Source organism: Anaerococcus sp. HMSC065G05, assembly GCF_001812365.1.
Lineage (GTDB): Bacteria > Bacillota > Clostridia > Tissierellales > Peptoniphilaceae > Anaerococcus > Anaerococcus vaginalis.
This window is the reverse complement of the sequence record NZ_KV808688.1, coordinates 191,211-216,685: the sequence shown is the minus strand read 5'-3', so window position 1 is coordinate 216,685 and position 25,475 is coordinate 191,211. Positions and strand designations below refer to the sequence as shown.

26 protein-coding genes are annotated in these 25,475 nt (G+C 26.4%); 4 read left to right on the top strand and 22 right to left on the bottom strand.

Going from position 1 to position 25,475, the window contains the following annotated elements:
• Positions 1–186 precede the first annotated feature (186 nt).
• Both HMPREF2852_RS01710 and HMPREF2852_RS01705 read left to right on the top strand, forming a co-directional pair.
• Positions 187–2,052 carry a glucosaminidase domain-containing protein gene (locus HMPREF2852_RS01710; protein WP_070605546.1) on the top strand — a complete coding sequence of 622 codons (1,866 nt, stop codon included), beginning with the start codon at positions 187–189 and terminating at the stop codon, positions 2,050–2,052.
• Between the two features lie 458 nt (positions 2,053–2,510).
• The gene (locus tag HMPREF2852_RS01705) at positions 2,511–3,506 is read left to right on the top strand and encodes a tyrosine recombinase XerC (protein ID WP_070605544.1); all 996 of its coding nucleotides are present in this window, start codon (positions 2,511–2,513) and stop codon (positions 3,504–3,506) included.
• A gap of 105 nt (positions 3,507–3,611) precedes the next feature.
• Here HMPREF2852_RS01705 and HMPREF2852_RS01700 read toward each other — a convergent pair whose 3' ends face one another.
• The 6 genes from HMPREF2852_RS01700 to dut all read right to left on the bottom strand — a co-directional run bounded on the left by HMPREF2852_RS01700 (position 3,612) and on the right by dut (position 11,299).
• A complete protein-coding gene (locus tag HMPREF2852_RS01700; protein ID WP_070605542.1) occupies positions 3,612–4,898 on the bottom strand; it encodes a methionine gamma-lyase family protein in 1,287 nt (428 codons plus the stop codon).
• The gene (miaA, locus tag HMPREF2852_RS01695; RefSeq protein WP_186821915.1) at positions 4,885–5,841 is read right to left on the bottom strand and encodes a tRNA (adenosine(37)-N6)-dimethylallyltransferase MiaA; all 957 of its coding nucleotides are present in this window, start codon (positions 5,839–5,841) and stop codon (positions 4,885–4,887) included. Before miaA ends, HMPREF2852_RS01700 begins: the two co-directional genes overlap by 14 nt.
• Positions 5,831–7,642: a DNA mismatch repair endonuclease MutL gene (gene mutL, locus HMPREF2852_RS01690; RefSeq protein WP_070605540.1), complete on the bottom strand. Its 1,812-nt coding sequence runs from the start codon at positions 7,640–7,642 to the stop codon at positions 5,831–5,833. Before mutL ends, miaA begins: the two co-directional genes overlap by 11 nt.
• Entirely contained in the window at positions 7,639–10,248 is a 2,610-nt protein-coding gene (gene mutS / locus HMPREF2852_RS01685; protein WP_070605539.1) for a DNA mismatch repair protein MutS, read from the bottom strand. Before mutS ends, mutL begins: the two co-directional genes overlap by 4 nt.
• Positions 10,249–10,322: 74 nt before the next feature.
• On the bottom strand, positions 10,323–10,865 hold the full coding sequence (locus HMPREF2852_RS01680) for an oxidoreductase (RefSeq protein ID WP_070605538.1): 543 nt from the start codon (positions 10,863–10,865) through the stop codon (positions 10,323–10,325).
• Complete coding sequence (gene dut, locus HMPREF2852_RS01675; protein WP_019117671.1) at positions 10,865–11,299, bottom strand: dUTP diphosphatase; 435 nt, start codon at positions 11,297–11,299, stop codon at positions 10,865–10,867. The genes HMPREF2852_RS01680 and dut overlap by 1 nt, the downstream gene beginning before the upstream one ends.
• Positions 11,300–11,416: 117 nt before the next feature.
• Here dut and pepT point away from each other — a divergent pair, with 117 nt between their 5' ends.
• On the top strand, positions 11,417–12,634 hold the full coding sequence (gene pepT / locus HMPREF2852_RS01670) for a peptidase T (protein WP_070605536.1): 1,218 nt from the start codon (positions 11,417–11,419) through the stop codon (positions 12,632–12,634).
• 70 nt (positions 12,635–12,704) lie between these two features.
• Complete coding sequence (locus tag HMPREF2852_RS01665) at positions 12,705–12,941, top strand: elastin-binding protein EbpS (RefSeq protein WP_070605524.1); 237 nt, start codon at positions 12,705–12,707, stop codon at positions 12,939–12,941.
• 86 nt (positions 12,942–13,027) lie between these two features.
• Here the strand turns inward: HMPREF2852_RS01665 and HMPREF2852_RS01660 are convergent, their stop codons facing one another.
• The 16 genes from HMPREF2852_RS01660 to obgE form a co-directional block, all read right to left on the bottom strand.
• Entirely contained in the window at positions 13,028–13,645 is a 618-nt protein-coding gene (locus tag HMPREF2852_RS01660) for a class I SAM-dependent DNA methyltransferase (protein ID WP_070605522.1), read from the bottom strand.
• A 180-nt stretch (positions 13,646–13,825) separates the two neighbouring features.
• Complete coding sequence (locus HMPREF2852_RS01655; RefSeq protein ID WP_070605520.1) at positions 13,826–15,055, bottom strand: peptidase U32 family protein; 1,230 nt, start codon at positions 15,053–15,055, stop codon at positions 13,826–13,828.
• Positions 15,045–15,680, bottom strand: coding sequence for an O-methyltransferase (locus HMPREF2852_RS01650; protein ID WP_070605518.1), 636 nt, complete (start codon positions 15,678–15,680; stop codon positions 15,045–15,047). The genes HMPREF2852_RS01655 and HMPREF2852_RS01650 overlap by 11 nt, the downstream gene beginning before the upstream one ends.
• Positions 15,670–17,346, bottom strand: a complete 1,677-nt coding sequence (locus HMPREF2852_RS01645) for a ribonuclease J (protein ID WP_070605516.1) — start codon at positions 17,344–17,346, stop codon at positions 15,670–15,672. The genes HMPREF2852_RS01650 and HMPREF2852_RS01645 overlap by 11 nt, the downstream gene beginning before the upstream one ends.
• Positions 17,330–17,788, bottom strand: a complete 459-nt coding sequence (locus HMPREF2852_RS01640) for a Fur family transcriptional regulator (RefSeq protein WP_070605514.1) — start codon at positions 17,786–17,788, stop codon at positions 17,330–17,332. The genes HMPREF2852_RS01645 and HMPREF2852_RS01640 overlap by 17 nt, the downstream gene beginning before the upstream one ends.
• On the bottom strand, positions 17,778–18,020 hold the full coding sequence (locus tag HMPREF2852_RS01635; RefSeq protein ID WP_070605513.1) for a DUF1292 domain-containing protein: 243 nt from the start codon (positions 18,018–18,020) through the stop codon (positions 17,778–17,780). The genes HMPREF2852_RS01640 and HMPREF2852_RS01635 overlap by 11 nt, the downstream gene beginning before the upstream one ends.
• Entirely contained in the window at positions 18,013–18,432 is a 420-nt protein-coding gene (gene ruvX / locus HMPREF2852_RS01630; protein WP_004838799.1) for a Holliday junction resolvase RuvX, read from the bottom strand. The genes HMPREF2852_RS01635 and ruvX overlap by 8 nt, the downstream gene beginning before the upstream one ends.
• Positions 18,425–18,682, bottom strand: a complete 258-nt coding sequence (locus tag HMPREF2852_RS01625; RefSeq protein WP_004838798.1) for an IreB family regulatory phosphoprotein — start codon at positions 18,680–18,682, stop codon at positions 18,425–18,427. The genes ruvX and HMPREF2852_RS01625 overlap by 8 nt, the downstream gene beginning before the upstream one ends.
• A gap of 9 nt (positions 18,683–18,691) precedes the next feature.
• The gene (gene alaS / locus HMPREF2852_RS01620) at positions 18,692–21,304 is read right to left on the bottom strand and encodes an alanine--tRNA ligase (protein ID WP_070605511.1); all 2,613 of its coding nucleotides are present in this window, start codon (positions 21,302–21,304) and stop codon (positions 18,692–18,694) included.
• Between the two features lie 13 nt (positions 21,305–21,317).
• Positions 21,318–21,722, bottom strand: coding sequence for an RrF2 family transcriptional regulator (locus HMPREF2852_RS01615; protein WP_004838796.1), 405 nt, complete (start codon positions 21,720–21,722; stop codon positions 21,318–21,320).
• 9 nt (positions 21,723–21,731) lie between these two features.
• Complete coding sequence (locus tag HMPREF2852_RS01610; RefSeq protein WP_070605508.1) at positions 21,732–22,370, bottom strand: DUF655 domain-containing protein; 639 nt, start codon at positions 22,368–22,370, stop codon at positions 21,732–21,734.
• 24 nt (positions 22,371–22,394) lie between these two features.
• The gene (gene rsfS, locus HMPREF2852_RS01605; protein WP_004838794.1) at positions 22,395–22,706 is read right to left on the bottom strand and encodes a ribosome silencing factor; all 312 of its coding nucleotides are present in this window, start codon (positions 22,704–22,706) and stop codon (positions 22,395–22,397) included.
• Positions 22,699–23,259, bottom strand: a complete 561-nt coding sequence (gene yqeK / locus HMPREF2852_RS01600) for a bis(5'-nucleosyl)-tetraphosphatase (symmetrical) YqeK (RefSeq protein WP_070605506.1) — start codon at positions 23,257–23,259, stop codon at positions 22,699–22,701. The genes rsfS and yqeK overlap by 8 nt, the downstream gene beginning before the upstream one ends.
• Positions 23,252–23,845: a nicotinate (nicotinamide) nucleotide adenylyltransferase gene (gene nadD, locus HMPREF2852_RS01595; RefSeq protein WP_070605504.1), complete on the bottom strand. Its 594-nt coding sequence runs from the start codon at positions 23,843–23,845 to the stop codon at positions 23,252–23,254. The genes yqeK and nadD overlap by 8 nt, the downstream gene beginning before the upstream one ends.
• Complete coding sequence (yhbY, locus tag HMPREF2852_RS01590; RefSeq protein WP_004838791.1) at positions 23,845–24,132, bottom strand: ribosome assembly RNA-binding protein YhbY; 288 nt, start codon at positions 24,130–24,132, stop codon at positions 23,845–23,847. Before yhbY ends, nadD begins: the two co-directional genes overlap by 1 nt.
• 8 nt (positions 24,133–24,140) lie before the next feature.
• Positions 24,141–25,424, bottom strand: a complete 1,284-nt coding sequence (obgE, locus tag HMPREF2852_RS01585) for a GTPase ObgE (protein ID WP_070605502.1) — start codon at positions 25,422–25,424, stop codon at positions 24,141–24,143.
• Positions 25,425–25,475 lie beyond the last annotated feature (51 nt).

Sequence of the window (25,475 nt, the reverse complement as noted above, 5' to 3'; positions counted from 1 at the left end):
AATTTATTGGTGGGTTTGTCGACGCTCTGGGAGAGGAGAAATCCTCTCTTTTTATTTTTTTAATATATATACTAAATCAAAAACTTTTTCTAAAAATATTACAAATATATTGAATTTCAAGCTAAATGTTGACAATTATTACAAAACAATATATTATTATAGTAATAACAATATAAGGAGTTTTAAATGAAACAAAATAGTAACAAGAATTTTACAAAAATTACAAGTGGCGCATTAGTTTTGTTGCTTGCAAGTGGTGGATTATTTTCTAATTCTTCTGCTAAAGATATTGAATCCACTAATGTTGAAAAGGTTATAGTAGATAAAAAACTTGACTTAGAAGAAAAAGACAAAATCGAAGAAAAAGAATCTATACAAGAATCAGAAAAAAATGAAGAAGTTGAAAATACAGATAAAAACATTGAAGAAGTTTTAAATAATAAAAACGAAGAGAAATCTGAGGAAAATTCAACTATCCAAACTCTTGTAGATAATATAGAAGATGATCAAACAAATAATGTTGAATCAGAAAATGAAACTTTAGAGAAAAATCTTAATGAAGTTGAAAATCCTGAGCTTTCAGAAAATAATATAGAAAATTCTCAAAATGAAAATGAAAAAACAGAAAATGTTAAAGATGTAGAAGATGTAAAAGAAGAAACTGAAGAAACTGATGAAGATAAGCTTATAGTAGATGAGAAAGATAATAATCAAGAAGAAAATATTGATAATGTAGAAGAAAATTTACCTGAAAATCCTATAAATGATAAAAAGGATGAAGACCTTATTAAGGAAAAAGTTGAAGAAAATAAGGCTGATGATAATAATAAAAAAGAAACTTCTGAAAAAGAATTAATAAAAGAGGAAAAGCCTGTTATCGAACAAAAAGAAGAAAAAAATTCTAATGAAGAATTGCAAGTAGCACCTGTAATTAAAAAGGCTGCTGTAAAAAGTCCTTCATTAAAAGCTGCTCCTAAAGCTGTTTCTTACCAAAACAAATCTTCTAATAAGGGAAAATATATAAATAATTACAATAATAGAAAAGAATTTCTTGAAATGCTTGCAAGCCATTCAAGCCTTGCTAAGGAATATAATATTTTCCCAGAAGTTATGATGGGACAAGCTATCCTTGAATCAGGATGGGGAGAATCTGGACTTGCTAAATATAGTAAGAATTTATTTGGAGTAAAAGTTCCTAATTCTCAAAAAGGAAAAGGTAAGGGTCATGTTTACCTAACTAACGAAGAAATTAACGGTAAAAATATAAGAATAAAAGACGAGTTTAGAAAATTTGATACTTACGAACAAAGTATTAGACAATATCTAAGCTTACTAAGCGGTAGATATTATAGCAGTTTTGGCGTTACTAAAGCTAAAGATTATAAAGAACAACTAAGACTAATTAAAAAAGCTGGATATGCAACAGCTAGTAATTATGTTGATGCTGTTTTGAATGTAATTACCAGAAATAATTTATCTGCATTAGCTAATCAATATTTAAACTCAAATACAACAAGAGCAAATAATTCCGCTACTGCAAAATCAAATAACTCAAAGAAAAACTCTAATACTTTAGTAGCTAATACATCTAATAAAAAAGTAAGTGCAAGTAAAACCGACAAAAAAGCTAAGGTAAATAACAAACAAAGTCAAAGAGTTGCTAAAGCTACACAAAAACCAAGTGTTAAAGTTGCCGATGCTAAATCAACTACAAATCCACAAAATATTCTTGCATCATCTACTAAATCTAAACAACTTTCAAGCGATAGCAAAAATATTATTGTAGCTTCAACAGCTGACGCAACAATAAAACCAGTTGAAAATATTCAAGCAAATAATAATGTAGAAAATAATGAAAATCAAAAATCTAGCTCAATAAATAATAGAAAGAAAGCACAAACAACAGATAACAATGTAAGTGCAACAACAAATACTACTTACAGCAACAGCGGTTCGGAAAATGTAAAAACCGGAGTAGGCTCACTAAGTTCTATTTTAATCACACTTTCTACAGCGAGTTTTGCTCTAATAGCATCTAAGAAAAGAAAATAGAAATTTAAATTTTGGATAAAGAAAAATTCTTTATCCAATTTTTTTATTTATATAATTTTTCAAATCATACTGTAATGAATTGTTTAATCCGATTTAAAATTAAATTAATACTCAAAATGTAAAAATTCAATTTTTATTATTTATTTAGGAGTATAATTGTATTAACAAAAATATAAAATCGCTTAAAACGCAAAATACGACGTCTGATTTTTTAGAAAATTAATATAATTTAAAAATTTGTAGTAATGTTTTATGAGTCGACTATAAATCCGCTGTTTTTATTTATAATTTTATTTCCAAAAAGTTTTTTTGCTAAAAAATTTTAATTAAAAACGTTATTAGTGGAGGAGCTTTTTGATTTTAAAATTATTGCACAAAATTATTATTTTGTGCAATAATTGATATTTTTATTTTTTTCTGCTATAATGAGCTTAGCACAAAATATTTAGGAGTTTTTTATGAATAAAATAAAGTCCCCCTTAATTTTAAAAGATTATCTTTCTTATTTAAAATCTATTAGAGCCTTATCTGAAAAAACTATTAGTGAATATCATTATGACCTTATTAATTTTATTTCTTTTCAAATATTAAGAAAGGTTTATTTTGATGATAAAGAAAAATTTGATTATGATTTAAAAAAATCAAATATTGATTCTAATAAAATTTTCAATCAAGCTTTTATTAACGATATTAATATTCAGGATATGTATTCTTATATATCTTATTTGGATAATGAACTTAATGACAATACTTCTACAAGGTCAAGAAAAATTTCTGCCTTGCGTTCTTTTTATAAATATTTACATCAAGAAATTGAAATTATTGATAATAATATAACAGAAAAATTAAGAAATCCAAAAATCCAAAAAAGACAACCTGTCTACCTCACTTTAAGTGAAACAGAACACTTACTTGAAATTGTTAGTCAAGAAAAAAATGAATTTTTAAGAAATAGAGATATGGCTATAGTTTTCACTTTTTTAACAACAGGCATGCGTCTTTCCGAACTTGTTAGTGTGGATTTAAAAGATATTAAAGATGATCATTTTTCAATTATTGGTAAAGGTAATAAAGAAAGAACTATATACCTAACTAAAAATTGCATAGATTTAATTGAAAATTATATAAAAATTAGAAAAAAATATTTAAAAGACAAAAAAATTGACGCTTTGTTTATATCTACTAGAAAACAAAGAATATCAAACAGAGCTGTTCAATCAACTGTTGAAAAATATTTAGAAAAAGCAGGTTTTGATACAAAAATCTATTCTACTCACAAACTAAGACATACAGCAGCAACTTTAATGTATAAGTATGGAAACGTGGATATAAGAGCCTTAAAAGATGTATTAGGACACGAAAGTGTATCAACCACTCAAATTTACACCCACTTGGATGATGAAGATTTGAAAAAAGCAGTAAACAAAAATCCTTTATCAAATTTAAAAATATAAAAAAATTCTTATCTATTAATATTAATTTTTCAAAGCTAGAATTTATAAAAAAATACTCAATCAATAACTAATTCTTATTGGTTGAGTATTTTTTAGTTTCATCACTTATTTTATGGAATTTATATCTAAAATTTTATTATCCACAAATTTTTCTAATACTTTCATCAAGGCAAGTTTTCCGTGGTATTTATTTAATCCGCCTTGCAAATAAACTGTGTATGGTTTTCTCAATGGCCCGTCGCAAGATAATTCAGAAGTAGCTCCTTCTACAAAGCCTCCTGATGACATTATAACAGGGTCTTCATATCCTGGCATTTGGTCAGCTATTGGTGTTAAATTGGAATCTACACTACAAGATTCTTGGATTGCTTTTGCAAATAATTCTAATTTTTCACTAGAATATAATTTTATAGCTTGGACTATATCGCTTCTTGGATCATCTAATTTTGGTATTATTTCATATCCTAAATCATCAAAAACTTTTGCGAAAAGAAGAGCAACTTTTATAGACTCAATTGTAGTTTTGCTTGAAAAATATAAACCTTGCAAGACATTTCGATTTGTTCCAAAACTTAATCCTTCATCTTTTCCAATTCCAGGTGCTGTAAGGGTATTTGCACAGTATTCAATCAAATCTTTTTTTCCAGAAATATATCCGCCAGTTATTGCAATTCCACCACCAAGATTTTTAATTAAAGAGCCAGCGATTATATCTGCACCTATTTCTATAGGTTCTTTGATTTCTGTGAATTCCCCATAACAATTATCTACAAAAATAATTACGTCTTTATTTATTTTTCGAATTTCAATAATTGCTTTTTCTATTTCACTAATACTAAAAGCTCTCCTATTTGTATATCCTGTTGATCTTTGAATCATTACAAGCTTTGTTTTATCATCTAATTTCTCTTTTATTTTTTCATATTGGATTTCTTGGTCATTTTTTAATTCTAATTTATCGTATATAATTCCTTTTGAAAGCAAATTTCCTTTTTTATTTCCTTCAATTCCAATAACCTGTTGTAAAGTATCATAAGGATCTCCATTTATTGATAAAATCTTATCTCCATAATTTAAAAGAGAAAATAAAACCAAAGAAATAGCATGAGTGCCAGATACTATATTTGGTCTTACAAGAGAATCTTCCGATTTAAAAATTGAAGAAAAAATATTTTCAACTACCTCTCTACCAATATCTGCATATCCATATCCTGTTGCAGAGTTAAAATGAATAGCAGAAAGACTATTATCGCTAAAAGCTTTTAAGACCTTTATTTGGTTATATTCACTTATCTTATCTAATTTTTTAAATTTATCTTCTAAACCAAGATCTATTTTTTCAATATAATTTTCAATCTTTGTATCAATTCCATATAATTTATTGTAAATCATAAGTCTCCTTTACAATTTTTTCCATATTTTCCAAGATTTTTTCATCCATATCCTCATCCCTATAAATTAAATGAGAAAAATCATATTGTAAATATTTTTTCATCCATGTGATTTGCCTTTTGGCATATCGTCTTGTATTTTTTTTGATTTCACTTCTTAGTTCATCATAAGAAATTTCATTTTCTTTATAAGAAAAAAATTCTTTATAACCTATAGCTTGTAATGACTTAGATAATGGACTTAGCTTATACTTTTTAGCTACAAAATCAAATTCATTTTCTAATCCGTCATTAATCATTTGGTCGACTCTAAGATTGATTTTTTCATAAAGTTTTGACCTATCCTTGTAGTTTATAAAAAACAATATAGGCTTTATATTTTTATTTAAATTTTTTAGACCTTTTCTTAATTCACTCGGTTTTTTTCCAGTTAATTTGTAAGTTTCAAAGGCTCTTATAATTCTTTGGGTTTCATTTGGATGATATTTTTTTGCCTCTATTGGATCAATTTCACAAAATTTTTCATACATATATTCATTTCCATACATTTGAAAATCTTTTGTAAGCTTGTTCCTTAAATTTTCATCTTTTTTATTTGTTCCATAATTCATATCAAATAAAATTGAATCAATATAAAAACCCGTACCACCAGCTATAATCGGCATTTTATTTTTCGAATTGATTTCACTTATTAGATTTATTGCCATATCCTTAAATTCTTGAACAGAATATTCTTCGTTTGGATATTTTATATCAAGTCCATAATGTTTTATGCCATCCATTTCGCTTTCTTTTATTTTGTTTGTACCTATATCCATATCCTTATAAATTTGTTGGCTGTCAGCAGAAATAATTTCTCCATCAAATTTTTTGGCAAGTTTTATAGCAAAATCACTTTTTCCACAAGCTGTAGGTCCTGTTACAATCAAAACTTTATCTATCAAAATATTTCTCCAATTCATCTTCTTCAATCATAATAATAGTAGATTTTCCATCGTAAGTTTTATATGGATTATCACACTTATTTAATTTATCTATTGTAGCCATAGCTTCTGATTTATTAATAATATCTCCTTTTCTAAAGACATTTTTGTTTATTAGCTTTGAAATTTTATTTAAAAATAAGTTTTCATTTTTCTCATCAATATCTAATAAATCATAGAAAAAATTATTATTTTCAGGTTCTTCAAATATTAAAGGAACAGCTCTAATTATTAATTTGTCATAAGAAAATTCCTCAATATCAAAACCCATTTTTTTGAAAATTTCTTTTTTTTCAAGATATTTATTATATTCTTGAAGATTTACTTTGACAATTTTTGATTCAACCAATCGTTGAGAGGAAATTTCTCCATTATTAAAATTTTCTATATATTTATCAAATTTAATTCTTTGATCAGCTCGTCTATTATCAAGGATTAAAATTTTATCATTATAAGAAAATAAAGCATACCTATTAAAAATTGAACACTTATAAGTAAGCTTATCAATTTCTAATTTTTTTACTGTTCCAAGGCTTTTCTTATTGTAGTCTATATCTTCTATTTTTTCATTTTTTTCAATAAAATTTAATTCTACACCACTAAAGAAATCTTCTTCCTTTTTTGCTTGGTCTTTTGTATCTGGATTTTTTTCAAAATTATAGGAATTTTCTTCCTCTTTTACCCTATTGTATGAATTTAAAATCTCATTATAATCATCATAAAAATTCAATTCTTCTTTATTTTTTTCTGATACTTTAACTTCCCTAATATTAATATTTTCATATAAGATTTTAGATACTTCATCTTCTAATAAATCAATTAACTCATTTTGATATGTGAATTTAATTTCTTTTTTGTTAGGATGAATATTTACATCAATATTGTTAGAATTTGTTTCTATAAAGATAAAAAAAGCTGGAAATCTTTGATTTGGAATAAGTGTTCTATATTCATTTTCTATAGCCTTGCTTATATTCTCATTTTCAATAAGCCTATTATTTACAAAAATATATTGAAAAGACCTATTTCCCCTATAATAATTAACTTTTGAAATAAATCCTTTAATTTTATAAAGAGAATTTTGAATTTCTATCTTGATAAGATTGTCTTTTAGATTCTCATCCAATAAATCAATAATTTTATTATCCATAGCTTGGTCTTTTAATGTATAAAAAATCAATCTATTATCTTTTATAAATTTAAATGAAACATCATTATATCCTAAGGCTAATGCTTGCATTATTTTTGCTATTTTATTTGATTCATTTATATCAGATGATAAAAATTTACGTCTTACAGGAAGATTTGAAAATAAATCATAAACTTCTATGCTTGTCCCCATATTTGTAGCTATAGAATTATATGACTTTATATTTCCATTTTCAAAAATCAATTCTTTGCCTAGATTTTGATTTTTTGTTTTTGAAATTGCTTTTATATTTGCACAAGCAACAATTGATGATAAGGCTTCGCCCCTAAATCCAAGAGTAAATAAATCATATAAATCTGAGAAATCTTTAATTTTTGAAGTTGCATGTCTTTTAAAAGCTCTTTTAAAATCATCCTCATCAATTCCTAGCCCATCATCAGTAACTCTTATATAAGATTTTCCACCATTTTTTATTTCTACAACTATATTTTTGGCATTTGCATCTATTGAATTTTCTACTAATTCTTTTACTATAGAAACAGGAGATTCTATAACTTCTCCTGCCGCTATTTTTTCTATTGTTTTTTTGTCAAGTTCTATGATTTTCATCATATCTCCTTTATATTATCAATAAGCTTGTTTAGAATATTTATTGCTTCTAATGGGGTTAATTCATTTATATTTATCAAATTAACTTTATTTTTCAATTCATCAATTTTAATTTTATTCAAATCATCTATAGAAGATTTTATTATTTTGTTATTGTCCTTGAATATCTCATCACTTTCATCAAGCTTATTCATAAATACTTTAGCATTTTCTATTAAATCTAATGGCAAGCCGGACATTCTAGCAACTTCAATTCCATAAGACCTATCAGATTTTCCTCTAGATATTTTTCTCAAAAAAACTAAGCTATCATTTTCTTCTAATATATCTATTTTTAAATTGATGACATTATCCAATTTATTTTCAAGAACTGTCAATTCATGAAAATGAGTTGCAAAAACTGTTTTAGCCTTCTTCTTTTTACTTAAATAATCAACCAAGCTCATAGCTATTGATAAACCATCATCAGAGCTTGTCCCCCTCCCTACTTCATCCAAAATAATGAAGGACTTGTCGGTTGAATTTTTTAAAATATTACTTACTTCATTCATTTCAAGCATAAAGGTTGACTCGCCTTTTGAAATATTATCGCTAGCTCCAATTCTTGTAAATACCTTATCACAAATACAAATACTTGCCTTTTCGCAAGGAACAAAAGAACCCATTTGAGCAAGAATTATAATTATAGCCATTTGTCGCATATAAGTAGATTTTCCTGCCATATTAGGCCCTGTAATTATTTGGATTAGATTATTACTTTCTCCGATGTCTGTATCATTTGAAATAAACTCATTTTCTTTAAGTTTTTTTTCAATAACAGGATGTCTGCCGTTTTTAATTTTTATAATATTATCTGTAGTAATTTTAGGTTTACAATAGTTATTTTCCCTAGCAAGTTTTGACAATGCATTTATAGAATCTATAATTGAAATTAATTTTGATAAGTATTGGAGTTTTTTAGTATTATCCAATATAAATTCTCTTATTTGACAAAAGATTTCATACTCAAGATTATTTATCCTATCGCTAGAGCCCAAAATCAAATTTGAAAGCTCCTCAAGTCTTTCTGTAGTATATCTTTCTCGATTAATTAAAGTTTGTTTTCTTATATAAGTATCAGGAACTAAATCTAAATTTGATTTAGTTATCTCTATTGAATATCCATTGTTTTTATTGTAATTTATTTTTAATTTATTTATGCCTGTCTTTTCTTTTTGTTCATTTTCATAAGCAATCAAATCATTTTCTGCTGACAAAGAATCTTTTTTTAACTTATCCAAATCATCATTGAAACCTTCTTTGATAATTTCCCCTTCAGTAATTAAAACAGGTGGGTCATCAACTATAGATTTATCTAAAATATCATAAATATTGGAAACATCTGGAAGATTTTTTGAAAAAGAAATAATATCTTTATTATCAAGTCCTGCCAAAAATTTTTTAAATTCTGGAATATTTCTTATTGATGTTTTCAAGGAAATAAAATCTCTCGCATTAGCTCTTTGATAAGAAATTTTTCCAATAATTCTTTCTAAATCAAATATATCATCCAAAAAATATGAAACTTTATTTGATAAATCAGGGTTTAAAAAGAAAAATTCGACTAAATCTAGACGTTTATCAATTTTTTCTTTTTCTATTAAAGGTCTTTCAAGCCACATATTTAAAAGCCTTGAACCCATAACAGTATCAGCTTTGTCAATCAATTTAAATAAAGAATTATCCTTACCTTTTTTATCAATATTTGAATGTAGTTCAAGATTTCTTCGTGTATTTGCATCTAACTGCATATAAGATGCAATATCTAAAATTTCAATATCATTTATATGAGCTAATTTTTCCTTGTGATAACTATAAATATAATCCAATAAATTTGAAATAGCTATTAAAGCAATTCTCATATTTTCTATTTTTTTGAAATTTTCTACTCCCAAATTTTTATATACATTTTCACTTAAACTTTCATAGTCCTTGCTATCGTCAATTTTATTTATAAGGATTTCTTTATTTAAGTTTAGATATTTTAAAACTTTTTTATTAGAAAAATTTGAATTTATGATTAATTCTGATGGAGAAATTTTTTCTATTTCATCTATTAGCTTGTTTGCACTAATGCTTTGATTATTTCTTATTTCAAAAGACATTAATTTACCAGTTGAAATATCTGAAAAACAAGCACCAATTCCGTATTTATTTTCATATATTGAAAGTAAAAAATTATTTTCTTTTTTATCAAGCGATTCCAAATCTATTATTGTACCTGGACTTATAACTCTTGTTATAGCTCTTTTTACAAGGCCTTTTGCCATTTTCGGATCTTCTACTTGATCACACAAGGCAATTTTAAATCCGTTTTGAACTAATTTATTTATATATGTATCAATAACATGATGAGGAACACCACACATTGGCGCTCTTTTGTCATGACCACATTCTTTTCCAGTCAAAGCTAATTGAAGATTTTTGCTAATAGTTATAGCATCATCAAAAAAAGCCTCGTAGAAATCTCCAACTCTATAAAGTAAAAGAGAATCTTCAAAGTTTTTTTTGACATCCACATAGTGCCTTAACATAGGGGTTAATTTATCATATTTAAAATCTGAATTCATATAATCACATCCTTTGATTATTATAACATATAGGAAAATTCATATAAAAGAAATAACCCATGATAAATCATGAGTTATTTAATATTTATTGATTGAATATTTTTTATCCATTTACTTGAATCTTTTTCTTGCTTGTCAACTATAAAAAATATTCCCAATTTTTTGTCATAGTCCATATTAGCCTTATTATTGATTTTATAAACTAATAAAACTCTATTTACTTCAAGAGCAGTTTCCATACTCATATTTGTAGTGTGTCCATACCCATCCGAAAACTCAACTGTATTATTCAAATTAGGATTAATACCTTCTTTGTTTAGGATTTTTTCAATTGATACTCCCACAAGTTTAAATTCTTCTCCCTTAGGAGTAGTAAATTTCATTTCGTTTTTTCCCATTTTTCTTATATCTTTCAAAGACAAGGAATCTATTTCGCTATCATTATTTTTAACTACAACAATTTCATTATCATAATTAGATAATGACTTATTAGAAATATAACTTGCTAGTTTTGAAAATAAAAAAATCGAAATCAATAAGACTATTACAAGTAAAACAAGATTGTATTTATTTTTATTATAAAGTTTTGAAATATTGTTATTTTTATTATTTCTCATTATTTTCCGGTTGAACCGAATCCACCTTCTCCTCTTTCACTTTCACATAAATCATCAACTTTTTGAATTTCAACTTTTTCATAAGGTTGAACTACCATTTGAGCCAATCTTTCATTTTTTTTGATAACTTGTTCATTCTTCCCAAAATTATAAAAAAATAATTTTATCTCTCCCCTATAATCACTATCTATAATTCCTGTAGAATTAGCAAGCATTAATTGTCTTTTAACGCCTGTTGATGACCTAGGATAAATGGCAACAAAAAAGCCTTCTGGAATTTCTATTTTTAAATCAGTAGGAACTTTGCCAACTTCCCCTGGCTTTATTATAATTTCTTCTTCATTTGAAGAATATATGTCCATGCCAGCTGAATAAAAAGTTTTATATTCTGGTAATATATTATTAGTTTTTATTTTTAAAATTTTTTTAGTCATAATTTCTCCTATCTAATCGTCTTTTATATTTTATCATATATCAAAAGAAATTTGAATTAAAAATACCAGTATAATTAAATATTCTAAGGGTGTATAATTAATTTATAGGAGGATAAAATGGAAAAAATAAAAAACAGATTTTTAAAATATATTGCAATAGATACAAGAAGTGACGAATCAAAAGCAAATTTGATAAAACCAACAAGCAAAGGTCAATTAGAATTAGGTAAAATTTTAAAAGAAGAATTGAATGATTTAGGTCTTGATGCCTATATAAATGATGAGGGATTTGTTTTTTCATGTCTAAAAGCAAATACAGATAAAATCTTACCAAAAGTTGGATTCATTGCACACATGGATACTTCTCCAGAAATGCCAGGAGGAATAAAAAATCCACAAATTATTAAATATGAAGGTGGGGATATAAAACTAAAAGAAAATATATTTATAAAAGAAAAAGATTTTCCATTTTTAAAAGAATTAAAAGGAAAAACTTTAATTACAACAAATGGAGAAATGTTATTAGGAGCTGACGACAAGGCAGGAATTGCTGCAATACTGGATGCCATAGAATTTCTTATAAATAATCCACAAATAGAGCATGGAGATATAAAAATTGCTTTTACACCAGATGAAGAAATCGGCACAGGATGCGATAGCTTTGATGTTGATTATTTTGATGCAGATTTTGCCTATACCTTAGATGGAGGACGACTTGGCGAATTAGAATATGAATCATTTAATGCAGCAGAAGCAAAAATTTCAATAAAAGGCAAATCTGTCCATCCAGGTACTGCAAAAAACACAATGATTAACTCTATAAGCGTTGCAAAAGAGTTAGATGATTTATTAGGTCAAGTTCAAAGACCAGAGCATACAGAAGGCTATGAGGGCTTCTATCATATGATTTCAATTGATGGAAGTATAGAAGATACTAATTTAGTCTATATAATAAGAGATTTTGATAAGGAAAAATTCGAAAAAATGAAAAAATTCCTAAATGATTGTGTGAATTTCTTAAATTCAAAATACGGCAATATTATAAAAATAGAAATGAGCGACACTTACTATAATATGGGTGATGTTTTAAAAAATCATAAAGAAATAATAGATTATGCAAAAAATGCTATGGAAAATTTAGGAATAAAAGTAATAACACAACCTATTAGAGGCGGAACTGATGGTTCAAAATTATCATTTATGAATCTTCCATGCCCAAATTTATTTACAGGCGGTTATAATTTCCATGGTATTTATGAATTGATACCTATTGAAGATATGAAAAAAGCATCTGAAACAATTGTAGAAATTATAAAAGAAATATCAAAAAAATAAAATGGTTAAATTTATTCAATTGGGTATAGTAATAGTAAGATTCTAATTTTAAAATTTAAAGGAGATTAAAATGACTGACGAAAACAGAATAAGCAATGACAACCAATACAGAGGAGACAAAGAACTTGATAAAAAATTAAGAGATGAAAATAAAGCTGATGGTAGCGAATCTCTAGATAAAAAACATACTGCAGATCAAGAAAATTTAAGAAGTATAACTGATGAAGCTGATACCAACTCAAACGTTGGAGCAGAAGCAAGAAGAACAAGATCAGATTTTTCTGAAAATCCATCAAAAGATAAGTAAATTTAAAGGCTGTAAAATAATTACAGCCTTTTTTTGTATTTTATCTAAAATTTTATTATTACCATTTAATTTATCTAGAAAATATCCTATTTTTTCAATGTAATTAATCCTGAGCATTCAGAAAATTTTTCAAATTTCAATTTAGGAAAATAAGACCTAAATTCATCCACAACAAAATAAATCTCATCATTATCCCACTGAGCATAAGATTCTTTCATACATTTATCATGTAAAGAACGAGATAGAAAAGCTATATCTCCAATATATACACAACCCCCATCATATAATTGTTCTAGTAATTTTTTCAAAAATATAACTTTTTTCTCATTAGTTAGATGATGAAGTGAATATGTAGCAATTATTGCATTATATTTATGTTCTAACAAGGGATTAACCAAGCCCTTAGAAATATCTCCATAAAAAAGCTTCGCATTAGGCATTTTATTTTGTGCTATTTCTATCATTCTTTTAGAAAAATCTTGCCCATAGATTTTATAGCCATGATCATATAACTTAGATATTAGAGTTCCTGTACCAAATCCAATGTCTAAAATATTTCTATAAGATTCACTTAATATCCTATTATATATTTCATTAAGTATCTTTTTATATCCTGCAAAAGGATATGAACCATTATTATCAGATATTTCAACGCTTTGGTCATAATCATCAGCCCACAAATCAAAACCTTTATTACTTAACAATTCATCCTCCAAATTAGTTAATTCAAATTACTATCTTGATTATACCAATTTTAATAAATAATTAAAATTTAATAATTTTCTCTTTGAAATAAAAAATCCTCCTGATTAGTTTTGTTAATCCTAATCAGAAGGTGCTTGCAAAAATTTTATATGATTTAAAAAATCATTTAAAATTTAAAGTTATTCATCAATTTTACGTCTTACCATATCTCCCTTTTTTAAATCATGATCTATTTTAATATAAACTATTTGTTTTGCCTTGTTGGCTACTTCTATATCATTTCCTTTGGAATCTTTCATATTTTCAATTTTAAGTTTTATAAAGTCTGGACTATCTCCAAAAATTTCGACTTCATCTCCCAAAACAAACCTATTTCTTTCTTCTAGTTTTGCAATTTTATTTTCTTTGTCATAATCTAAAACCACAGCAATAAAATCATAATTTCTAATGTATGAAGAATTTTCATAAATTTGAGAAGAAGAATCTGCTTTATTATAGAAAAATCCTTTTGTAAAATGTCTATGGCTAGCTTTTTTTATTTCATCCATATATTTTTTAGCAATTTCTTTATTATAAACTCCATTATAGTATGCATCAATTGCTTGTCTGTAGCTTCTAATAACTGTTGCAACATAAAAGACGGTTTTCATTCTTCCTTCAATTTTAAATGAATCAACTCCTGCCTCTATTAGTTTATCAATTTCATCTATTAGGCATAAATCTTTGGAATTCATAATAAATGTTCCATTTTCATCTTCGCCTATAGGATAATATTCGCCCGGTCTTTTTTCTTCTTGTAGGGCATATTTCCACCTGCAAGCATGGGCACAATCTCCTCTATTTGCATCTCTTCCTGTCATGTAATTACTTAATAAACATCTTCCAGAATACGAAATACACATAGCTCCGTGAATAAAACATTCAATTTCTAAATCTTTTGGAACATTTTTTCTAATTTCTATTATTTCATCAAGTGATAATTCTCTTGCAAGTATAACTCTTTTTGCACCGAGTTTATACCAAAAATTAATTGTGTGAGAATTAGTTACAGATGCTTGAGTTGAAATGTGTAAATCTATATTAGAATTTTCTTTTGCTATATTAAAAATACCAGGATCTGAAATTATTAAAGCATCTACCCCAATTTTTTCAAGATATTTGATGTATTCTACAATTCCCTCAAGATCATTATCATGAGGAACTATATTCATAGTAATATGACATCTAACTCCATGTTCATGAGCATAATCAACTGCTTCTTTAAGTTCATCTTTATCAAAATTTTTTGAATTTTTTCTAAGACCAAAATTATTTCCAGCCATATAAACAGCATTTGCTCCAAATTTTATAGCTGCTTTTAATTTTTCCATATCTCCAGCTGGTGCTAATAATTCTACTTTATCTTTCATCAACTCTCCTTGTCGTTAAACTAATACCATCGCCTATTGGTATTATACTTGTTACATAATCGTCTAAATTTGTAATATGAGATAAAAATTTTCTCAAATTTTTAACCATAGTTATGTGTCGTCTATTAATTAAATCATCGTTTGTAATTTCTCCCCTAAAGAGAATATTATCACAAACAATAAGTCCGTTTTCATTTAATAATTTTAATGATTCATTAAAATAATATTCATATTGTGATTTATTTGCATCTATAAAAACAAAATCAAAGCCTTGATTAAAATTATTCAAGGCTTTTTTTGCATCCATATTTATTAAATTTATTTTTTTATTATATTTAGAAAAATTAGCTTTTGCTATTTCTGATATTTCTTTACTCTTTTCAATTGTAGTAATATTTGCATTAGAATATTTAGAAAAAAGTAATGAAGAATAGCCAATAGCTGTTCCAATTTCTAGAATATTTTTAGGTTTTGAAATTGAAATTAAAGTTTTAAGAAATTCTTTCGTTTCTAATTTCATTATAGGAATATTATTTTCAATTCCGTAATTTCTTAATTCAATAAAATCTTCATCAATATAAATATTATTTAAATAATCAACTATATGATTATAATTAATATTCATTGCTATCAACTTCTGTTAAAACTGGTAAAATCATAGGATCTCTTCCAGTTTGATTATAAATATATGATTTCAATGCTTCTCTTATTTGATATTTAATTTGACTAATAGCATGAATATCTTTTTTTTCACATTTTTTCATTGTTCTCATTACAATATCTTTTGAATTTTCAATAAGATCTTGATTTTCTTTTACATAAATAAATCCTCTTGAAACAATTTCAGGATTTGATAAAACTCTTTGTGTATGTTTTTCAATTGTTAAACTTACAACTAAAAGTCCATCTTCAGAAAGATGTTTTCTATCTTTAAGAACAATATTTCCAACATCGCCAATACCGGAACCATCTACTAGAACATTTCCTGCTTGAACTTTACCATTAATTCTGGCAGATTTTTTGGTAAATTCAAAAACATCTCCATTTTGACCGACTAAAATATTTTCTTTATTCAATCCCATATCCATAGCTATTTCCATGTGCTTTTTTAATTGGCGTGGTTCGCCGTGAGCTGGGATAAAATATTTTGGTGTTGTTAATTGGTGCATTAATTTAATTTCTTCTTGGCAAGCATGACCTGATGCATGAACTTTTGCCAAAGAATCATATATAATATCACAACCAATTTTTGTTAAATTATTAATTGTATTATTAATTGGCATTTCATTACCAGGAATTGCTGATGATGATAGTATAACTGTATCTGAAGAATTTAAATGAACTTGCTTATGTTCATTATTTGCCATTCTTGTCAATGCAGATAGTGGTTCTCCTTGAGTTCCAGTTGACAAGACAACAATTTGATCATCAGAATAATCTTTAATATTTTTCATATCTATTAGAGTGTTACTTCTAATTTTCAAATATCCTAATGAACTTGCAATTTTTACGTTATTTATCATAGATCTTCCAGATAAAACTACTTTTTTATTATATTTTTCAGCAGCAAATATTACTTGTTGTACCCTATGAAGGTTTGACGCAAAAGTTGCTACAATTATTCTACCTGGTGCTTGTCCAAATAAATTAATAAAAGTTTCTCCTACTTCTTTCTCACTCATTGAACTTCCTTCTATTTCTACATTTGTAGAATCAGAAAAAAGACATAATAATCCCTTTCTTCCTAAAGAAGCAAGCTTTTGTATATCAGTAGGTTCGCCATCTATAGGCGTAAAATCCATTTTAAAATCACCAGTAAATAATATAGTTCCTATTGGAGATTTTACGGCTATTGCGCAAGAATCTGGAATTGAGTGACTTACTCTGATAAATTCTGCACTTAAATTTCCAACTTTTACTGTATTATTGACATTAACCATCTTTAATCTATTAGGATTAAGTCCATGTTCTTTAAATTTATTTTCTAATAATCCTTTTGTAAGTTTTGAACAATAAACATTAGTGTCTACTGTTTTTAAAAGGTATGCAATTCCCCCAATATGATCTTCATGACCATGAGTTATGAATATACCTTTTAACTTATCTTTATTTTCTTCAACATAGGTAAAATCTGGTATTACTATATCTACACCTAACATATCCTCATCTGGAAAAGTTAAGCCACAATCTATCATAATCATTTCATTTTTATATTCGACAATTGTGCAGTTTTTACCTATTTCTCCAAGTCCTCCTAATGGGATGACTTTTAGTTTATTTTGCATTCTCATTTTTACTCCTTAAATCATCTTCACATTCGGAGCAAATACCATATATTCTTAAAGAATAATAATCCAATTCAAAGTTATATTTATCTTTTAAATTTTTTGCTAATTTTTCATTATCTAATATTTTCTCTTCAACAATTTTTCCACAATTAGTACAAATTAAATGGTCATGGTGTGCATCTTTTTGACTAATAAGCTCATAAGTATTCACAGAATCTGTAAATTCTTGCTTATTAACAATTCCCAAATCTTCAAAAATATTAAGAGTTCTATAAACAGTTGCTATACCAACTTGTTTATTATCTTCATGTACTATAGAAAACAACTCTTCTGGTGTCAAATGTTTTGAATTAGAATTTTTAAGAGCATTGAAAATTATTTGTCTTTGTTTTGTAAATTTATGACCATTTTTTTCAAATACTTTTTTTAACTGTTCAATGTTCATTTTCATCTTCTTTCATTTCTTCATATATTTTTACAATTTCGTCTAATTCTTTATTATTATCGATTGCCTTAAAGCTAACAGAATCTTTACTTTTTATCATTTCAAAAATCAAAATAAAATCTTCATCTATTGGCTCTAAAGCAGCATAATCTTTATCGTCTACTCCGAATGTATCTATCAAATTAAATTCGACTTCGTTATTATTTTCATCTGTTAAAATTATCTTATCCATTATTTCTCCCATCCAAATAGGTCTGTAAAATAAAAGAGGCAGCAATTTTATCTACGTATTTTTTTCTATCTTTTAGATTAACATTCATATCCATCAAGACCTGATCTGATTGTATAGTAGTCATTCTTTCATCCTGATATTTAATTTCAATATCAGTGGATTTTTTTAATAAATCGACAAAAGAAATCACCTTCATGGCTTGAGGTCCTAAGGTGTTATTCATATTTTTTGGAAGTCCAATAATTATTAAATTTACTTCTTTTTCATTAATTATTTCAATTAATTTTTCAATATCTAAACTTGCTTTTTTTCTTTTAATTGTAATATAGGCTTGGGCAGTGATAAAAAACGGATCGCTTAATGCGACTCCGATTGTTTTATCACCCAAGTCTAATCCCATAATTCTACTCATTAATATAATATTTTAATATTTCTTCTAGAATAGTATCTCTATCAACTTGTCTTATCAATTTTCTAGCATTTTTGTGTCCTGTAATATAAGTAGGATCTCCACTAATTAAATATCCAATGATTTGATTTGTAGGTTTATATCCTTTTTCTTCTAAAGCATTATAAACTTCTGTAATAATTTCTCTTATATCAACTTTTTTCTCATCTTGTGGATCGAAACGCATAGTTTCATTGAAGTTTTTGTCTGACATAATTTCTCCTTATATTAAATCATAAACTTTTTCTAAAGCTTCATCTAGTTTAGAAATATCTTTACCTCCAGCTTGAGCGAAATTTTTCTTTCCTCCACCGTTTCCACCTGTTATTTTACTAACTTCTTTGACAATTTTTCCTGCATTGTATTTATCTGTTAATGAATCAGAAACAGATGCTGTAAAGATTATTTTATTATCTTTTACAGTAGCAAATACAATTATTAAATCTTTGTATTTGTCTTTTATTCTGTTTTCAAAATTTCTCAATGTATCAAGATCTTCATTATCAAATTTGTGAACTAAAAGATTTATACCATTAATATCCTTAACTTCACTTTCCATATCTTTATAAATATCTTTTTCATTGAATTCCTTTAGCTTTTGAATGTCATCTTTGAGCTCTTTTATTTCTTCATTTAAAGATTTAGCTCTTGACAATAGATTTTTATGGTTTGATTTTAATTCATCGGAAATCGAGTTAATTAATTCTATATTTTTATTTAAATATTCATAAACTTTTTTTCCTGTTATAGCCTCAATTCTTCTTATGCCTGAAGCTGCAGATGATTCTTGAATTATTTTAAACATTAAAATCTCAGATGAATTGTTTACATGACATCCACCACATAATTCTTTTGAATAATCAGAAACTGAAACAACTCTAACCATATCTTTATATTTATCTTCAAATAAACCTATAGCTCCAAGTTTTTCTGATTCTTTATAAGACATAATTTCTTTTTTTACAGGTAATTGTTCTCTGATTTTTTCATTTACTTCATCTTCTATTTTCTTGATTTCATCCTTAGTTAAAGCATTTGGATAAGTAAAATCAAATCTTAATTTATATTCATCTACTAATGATCCAGCTTGTTTAACTTCATCACTTAATAAATTTCTCAAAGCTTGATCTAGTAAATGTGTTGCAGTGTGGTTTCTTGTTATATCTAATCTTCTTTGTTTATTAACTTTAAATAATGCATTACAAGATTCTAACTTACCTTCTTCAACTTCAACATAATGAAGTATAACATCTTTTTTCTTTTGTACATTATAAACTTTTGCTTTTGCATCATCTGTGATAATAAATCCTGTATCAGCTACTTGTCCGCCACCTTCTGCATAAAAAGAAGTCTTATCACTTACAATTATACCCTTATGACCTTTTTTTATAAAGTTTACTTTTTCTTTATTATCAAATAAGCCAATAATGTTTGCATTTATTTCAAAATTTTCATAACCTACAAATTCTGTTTGTTTAAATTCATCTACATTTATCGATTCAAGAGACCAACCCGCATCAGATTTTCTTGCATTTCTTGCAAGATTTCTTTGATTTTCCATATATTCATCAAATTCTTTTGTATCAACTTTTAAATCATTTTCGTCAAGAATTTCTTTTGTCAAATCTAAAGGAAAACCATAAGTATCATACAACTTAAATGCATCTTTACCTCTAAGTATATCTTTATTATTTTCTTTTAATTCTTTAATATAAGAATTTAAAATATCCAGACCACTGTCAATTGTTTTTTGGAAATTTTCTTCTTCTTTTTCTATAATATTAATAATTTTTTCTCTATTTTTTGTAAGTTCATCATACTCAACTTTATAAGAATCAATAACGCAATCAACAATAGATGATAAAAATTCTCCTTCAATTCCTAATAGTTTTCCATGTCTAAATGCTCTTCTTATTAGTCTTCTTAAAACATATCCTCTTTTTTCATTTGAAGGTTGAATGCCGTCTGATACCATAAAAGTCATAGCTTTAGCGTGATCTGCAATAACTCTTATAGAAATATCATCTTTTTTATTTTCCTTGTATTTTTTATTTGATAATTCTTCAATTTCTTTGATAATATTTTGGTTTACATCAACCTCAAAAATATTGTCTTTATTTTGAAGAACCATTGCCATTCTTTCAAGTCCCATTCCTGTATCAATATTTGGATGAGCTAATGGTATATATTCCTTATTTGCGTTTTTATTAAATTGAGTGAAAACTAAGTTCCAAACTTCCATAAACCTATCTGAATCATCATTTCCTGGTTTATTATCATTTTCATCAACAGCTTTTTCTATACCTCTGTCAACAAAAATTTCTGAATCCGGCCCACATGGACCTACTTCTAATTCCCAAAAATTATCTTCTTTTCCAAATCTTAAAATTCTATCTTTGGCAATTCCTATTTCATCATGCCAAATATCAAATGCTTCGTCATCATTTTCATAAACTGAAACCCACAAAAGATTTTTATCAATTTCAAGATTAACTGTTAAAAATTCGTATGCCCAATGTATAGCTTCTCTCTTAAAATAATCTCCAAAAGAAAAATTGCCAAGCATTTCAAAAAAAGTTCCATGCCTTTCAGTTATTCCAACTCTTTCAATATCTCCAGTCCTTATACATCTTTGTGAAGATGTAGCTCTGTTATTTTTCATTTTCTTTTCGCCAGTAAAATATTTTTTTAATGGTGCCATACCAGCATTGATTAAAAGTAATGATTCATCATCTTCTGGTATTAAAGAAAATGATTTTAATACTGTATGATTTTTTTTAGAGCCAAAAAAATTTAAATATTCTTTTCTAAGTTCGTTCATTCCTAGTTTTCTCATAATTTTCTCCTATTTATAGTTTTTCATTAACCATATCTTTTATAGTTATTGAATTAACTGCCTTGTTGATAGCATCATCAATTTTTGCAAAAACATAATAAGCTTCACATTCCGAATTATTACAGTTATTTCTATCAGCTACACATTCACTTGAGGTCATTTCGCCTTCCAATACTCTCAAAACATCTCCAACTGTAATTTCACTTGAATTTCTAGAAAGTTTGTAACCTCCCTTAGCGCCTCTTGCTGATATTACTAAATTATTTCTTTTTAGTATTCTTATTAATTGTTCTAAGTAATTTTCTGGCAACTTTAAGGCATTAGAAATATCAGAAACTGAAATATATCCATTATCTTCATTTTCTGCTAAATAATGTATAGCTCTAAGTCCATACCTACCTCTAGTTGATAATTTCATATTTACTCCTCAATCTATCACTATCATATCTTTCATCGCTTCAAAATACTTATCCCCAATGCCAGATACATTTTTAATATCTTCAATCTTATTAAATTTGTTTTTTTCTCTATATTCAATAATAGCTTGCGCTCTTTTTTCTCCAATATTTGGCAAAGTCATCAACTGAGCCTTATCAGCTTTGTTAATATTAACCTTTTTATCATCAATTTTTTCTACGGGACTAATAAGTTGATTTGTAGAAACTTCCACATCATTATTTTTGTCATTGATGTTTGGAATTATTATTCTCATTTGATCTTCAAGCTTTAATGCCAAATTTATTTTATCAATATCAGCGTTTTCAGTAAGCCCTCCCGCATCATTTACTAAATCCTCTAATCTATAATCTTCATTTATTTGATAAACTCCAGGCTTATTGATTTCACCACTAATATGTACTTTTTTAATAGAATTTTTTGATTCAGAATTTAGTTTATTATCATCATTATTTTTCTTATCATCAGTTGATTTCATTTCAATTGACAAGCCTTGTTTTTCAAATACAAGCTCATCATTATTTCGACTTGAAACAAAATTTCGAGATATAACAATAACAATTCCAATTATCAAAGCAATGATAATCTTATCTTTTTTATCAGTTTCCATAAAATACCTCTATTAAACGATAATTTATGACTCCCATAAATCTTCTATATTATAAAATTCTCTTTGATTTGATGAAAATATATGAACTATCACTTCTCCACAGTCCATTAATATCCATTTTCCTTCTCTCAATCCTTCGATAGATAAAACATCAAATCCTTCTTTTTTAAGATTTTCCTCAATATATTCTATTAAAGCTTTATTTTGATTAATTGAATTTCCAGTAGCAAGTACAAAATAATCTGCTATTGAAGATTTATTTTCAAGATCAATAACTTTAATATCATAAGCTTGTTTATCTTCTAAAGTTTTTACTATAATATCTAATTTACCCATTTTTCTCCCTTAATAAATAATTTCTTGCTTTTATAGTCAAAGGAAATATTACCATCTTCCTATCAACCAATGACTTTATAGTTCCATCTAAGCTAAATAAAACAGCATCATCTAAATTTTTAAATGCTAACTCTCTTAATTTATCCACGCCATCATAATTTCTATTTTCTTCACAAGCATCTGCAAGAAATATTATTTTTTCAAAATCAGTCATATTTTCTTTTCCAGTAGTATGATATTTAATTGCATTTAAAATTTCTTCATCATCTACTCCATATTCATATTTAGCTACAATAGGTCCTAAAAATGAATGTAAAATTGCTTTATTGCTAATAATTTCATTTGAAAAATCACAATATTTCTTATACTTATCTAAATAATATTTTTCATTATATTTTGCACAATCGTGTAATAAAGCTGCTGTTTTTATTTTCTCAATATCTATATTTTTATTGATTTTTAAAGCCATATCCTTAACTCTGATTACATGATTAAATCTTTTTTCTCCAATATCATTTTTAAGCTTGTCTTTATATTTAGAAAAATTAAACATACAATTTCTCCTCTTTAATGATATTTATAACTTCATCATTTACCAAATATCTGATACTTTTATTTTCTTTTACTAAGTCTCTTATCAAAGTTGATGAAATATCTAAAGCTATATTATCAATTAGGTATATATTTTTATTATACTTTCTTACTTGATTTATTTTAGATATAAGAGAAAAATTTTTATTGCTATATCTTTTAAAAATAATCAAATTTTCTTTCAATATTTCTTTGTAATTTTTCCATTTTTCAATATCAAGAAAAGAATCTTCCCCCATTATAAAGAAAAATTCATCATTGGGATAAGATTTTTTAAAATAATTAATTGTGTTAAAGGTATAGTGAATTTCATTATCTCTATAATCATAATCATTTATTTCAAGTTTTGGATTGTCTTTTATTGTTTCATTTACCATTTTTAGCCTTAAATTTAAGGCTGTTTTTTTATTTTCTAATTTGTGTGGTGGATTTGAATTTGGAAGAACATATATTTTATCCAAATCCAAATTATTAATCACATTTTCCATCAATATCATGTGCCCAATATGAATTGGGTCAAATGTACCACCAAATAGACCAATTTTCATTATAAATCTATCTTTTTGTTTTTTTTGCTTTCTCTATATATGGTAAAAATATTACCTAAATGAGAAACAAATTCACAATTTAATTTTTCAATAACTTCATCAACAATTTCATCATTATCGTCTAAGTTATTGTTTAGTATTTTTATTTTTATAAGCTCTCTTTTTTCCAAAGCCTCATCAATTGAAGTGATTACTTCATCAGTTAATGAATTTTTTCCTATATTAACAATTGGCTTTAAATCATGAGCTAAAGATTTTAAATATGATCTTTGTTTTCCTGAAATCATTTTATCTCCTATTCATAATAATCAAAAACTATATCTCCTATAGCAACAGAATCTCCTTCTTGGATTCCCATTTCTACAAATTTTTCAAAAACACCCATTTCTCTTAGATTTTTTTCGAAATACATACGACTATCATAATCATCTAAATTAACTTTTTCTAAAAGCTTATCGATTCTATATCCATTGCAAACATAAATCCCATCTTCTATTTCAAAGTTTAATTCATCACTTGCAATTGACTTATCATAAAATTCTTCAAGATAAGCTTCATCGACTTTTTCATCTAGATTATATTGTTCATCTTCAAAATTATATAAAACTCTTGAAACTTCATCAATCAAATCTTTGATTCCATTTGTTGTAGCTGCCGAAATTCTAAAAATTTTATATTTATCTGAGTATTTTTCTTCAAACTTTTTATAATTTTCATTAAAATCTAAGTCTGATTTATTAAGAGCAACTATTTGATATTTGTTATAAAGATTTTCATCAAATAATTTTAATTCCTTATTTATAAGCTCAAAATCTTCAATAGGATCTCGTCCTTCAAAACCTGAAATGTCTACTAAATGAACAAGAATTTTACATCTTTGAACGTGTTTTAAAAAATCATGGCCAAGACCTAAGCCTTCATTGGCACCTTCTATTAGTCCTGGAATGTCAGCAACTATAAAAGATCTTTCTTTATCAATTTTAACAACTCCTAGATTTGGATCAAGAGTTGTAAAATGGTAATTTGCAATTTTTGGTTTTGCTTTAGAAATAACAGAAATCAAGGTTGATTTTCCTACATTTGGAAGTCCAACCAAACCAACATCAGCCAAAATTTTAAGCTCAAGGCTTATAGTTATTTTTTGACCTTCTTTTCCTTTTTGAGCAAAACGTGGAGCTTGCCTTGTGGAAGATTTGTAATGAACATTTCCTTTTCCACCTTTGCCACCTTTTGCTATTAGAAATTCTTCTCCATTTTTTTTCAAATCTTTTATAATTTTTCCGCTTGTACTTTCTCTAACAATTGTTCCAACTGGTACATATAAATAAAGATCTTCTCCTTTTTTTCCAAATCTTTTTTTACCCATACCGTCTTCGCCATTTGTTGCTTTATATTTTGTTTTATATCTATATTCTTCAAGGGTTGAAAGGGAATTTGTAGCTTTTATATAAATGCTTGCTCCATCTCCTCCATCTCCACCTGCAGGACCTCCTGTAGGTTCATATTTTTCTCTTCTGAAGGCGACTGCACCATCTCCACCTTTTCCCGCTTGAAGTTCGATTTTTGCATAATCAATCATTGGTGTAAATTTCCTTTTTACAAAAAAAGCTTGCCCGTGGGCAAGCTAGTT

Coding starts and splice junctions, on each gene's coding strand:
- HMPREF2852_RS01655 (WP_070605520.1), bottom strand. CDS start 15,055: ATGAAAGATAAAGTAGAATTATTAGCACCAGCTGGAGATATGGAAAAA.
- HMPREF2852_RS01615 (WP_004838796.1), bottom strand. CDS start 21,722: ATGAAATTATCAACTAGAGGTAGGTATGGACTTAGAGCTATACATTAT.
- ruvX (WP_004838799.1), bottom strand. CDS start 18,432: ATGAGTAGAATTATGGGATTAGACTTGGGTGATAAAACAATCGGAGTC.
- HMPREF2852_RS01705 (WP_070605544.1), top strand. CDS start 2,511: ATGAATAAAATAAAGTCCCCCTTAATTTTAAAAGATTATCTTTCTTAT.
- HMPREF2852_RS01645 (WP_070605516.1), bottom strand. CDS start 17,346: ATGAGAATGCAAAATAAACTAAAAGTCATCCCATTAGGAGGACTTGGA.
- obgE (WP_070605502.1), bottom strand. CDS start 25,424: ATGATTGATTATGCAAAAATCGAACTTCAAGCGGGAAAAGGTGGAGAT.
- HMPREF2852_RS01610 (WP_070605508.1), bottom strand. CDS start 22,370: ATGGAAACTGATAAAAAAGATAAGATTATCATTGCTTTGATAATTGGA.
- HMPREF2852_RS01625 (WP_004838798.1), bottom strand. CDS start 18,682: ATGTCAGACAAAAACTTCAATGAAACTATGCGTTTCGATCCACAAGAT.
- mutL (WP_070605540.1), bottom strand. CDS start 7,642: ATGATGAAAATCATAGAACTTGACAAAAAAACAATAGAAAAAATAGCG.
- HMPREF2852_RS01700 (WP_070605542.1), bottom strand. CDS start 4,898: ATGATTTACAATAAATTATATGGAATTGATACAAAGATTGAAAATTAT.
- HMPREF2852_RS01650 (WP_070605518.1), bottom strand. CDS start 15,680: ATGAATATTAATTATAATCATATAGTTGATTATTTAAATAATATTTAT.
- HMPREF2852_RS01665 (WP_070605524.1), top strand. CDS start 12,705: ATGACTGACGAAAACAGAATAAGCAATGACAACCAATACAGAGGAGAC.
- rsfS (WP_004838794.1), bottom strand. CDS start 22,706: ATGGGTAAATTAGATATTATAGTAAAAACTTTAGAAGATAAACAAGCT.
- nadD (WP_070605504.1), bottom strand. CDS start 23,845: ATGAAAATTGGTCTATTTGGTGGTACATTTGACCCAATTCATATTGGG.
- alaS (WP_070605511.1), bottom strand. CDS start 21,304: ATGAGAAAACTAGGAATGAACGAACTTAGAAAAGAATATTTAAATTTT.
- pepT (WP_070605536.1), top strand. CDS start 11,417: ATGGAAAAAATAAAAAACAGATTTTTAAAATATATTGCAATAGATACA.
- mutS (WP_070605539.1), bottom strand. CDS start 10,248: ATGAATTCAGATTTTAAATATGATAAATTAACCCCTATGTTAAGGCAC.
- yqeK (WP_070605506.1), bottom strand. CDS start 23,259: ATGTTTAATTTTTCTAAATATAAAGACAAGCTTAAAAATGATATTGGA.
- yhbY (WP_004838791.1), bottom strand. CDS start 24,132: ATGATTTCAGGAAAACAAAGATCATATTTAAAATCTTTAGCTCATGAT.
- HMPREF2852_RS01710 (WP_070605546.1), top strand. CDS start 187: ATGAAACAAAATAGTAACAAGAATTTTACAAAAATTACAAGTGGCGCA.
- HMPREF2852_RS01635 (WP_070605513.1), bottom strand. CDS start 18,020: ATGGATAAGATAATTTTAACAGATGAAAATAATAACGAAGTCGAATTT.
- HMPREF2852_RS01640 (WP_070605514.1), bottom strand. CDS start 17,788: ATGAACATTGAACAGTTAAAAAAAGTATTTGAAAAAAATGGTCATAAA.
- dut (WP_019117671.1), bottom strand. CDS start 11,299: ATGACTAAAAAAATTTTAAAAATAAAAACTAATAATATATTACCAGAA.
- HMPREF2852_RS01680 (WP_070605538.1), bottom strand. CDS start 10,865: ATGAGAAATAATAAAAATAACAATATTTCAAAACTTTATAATAAAAAT.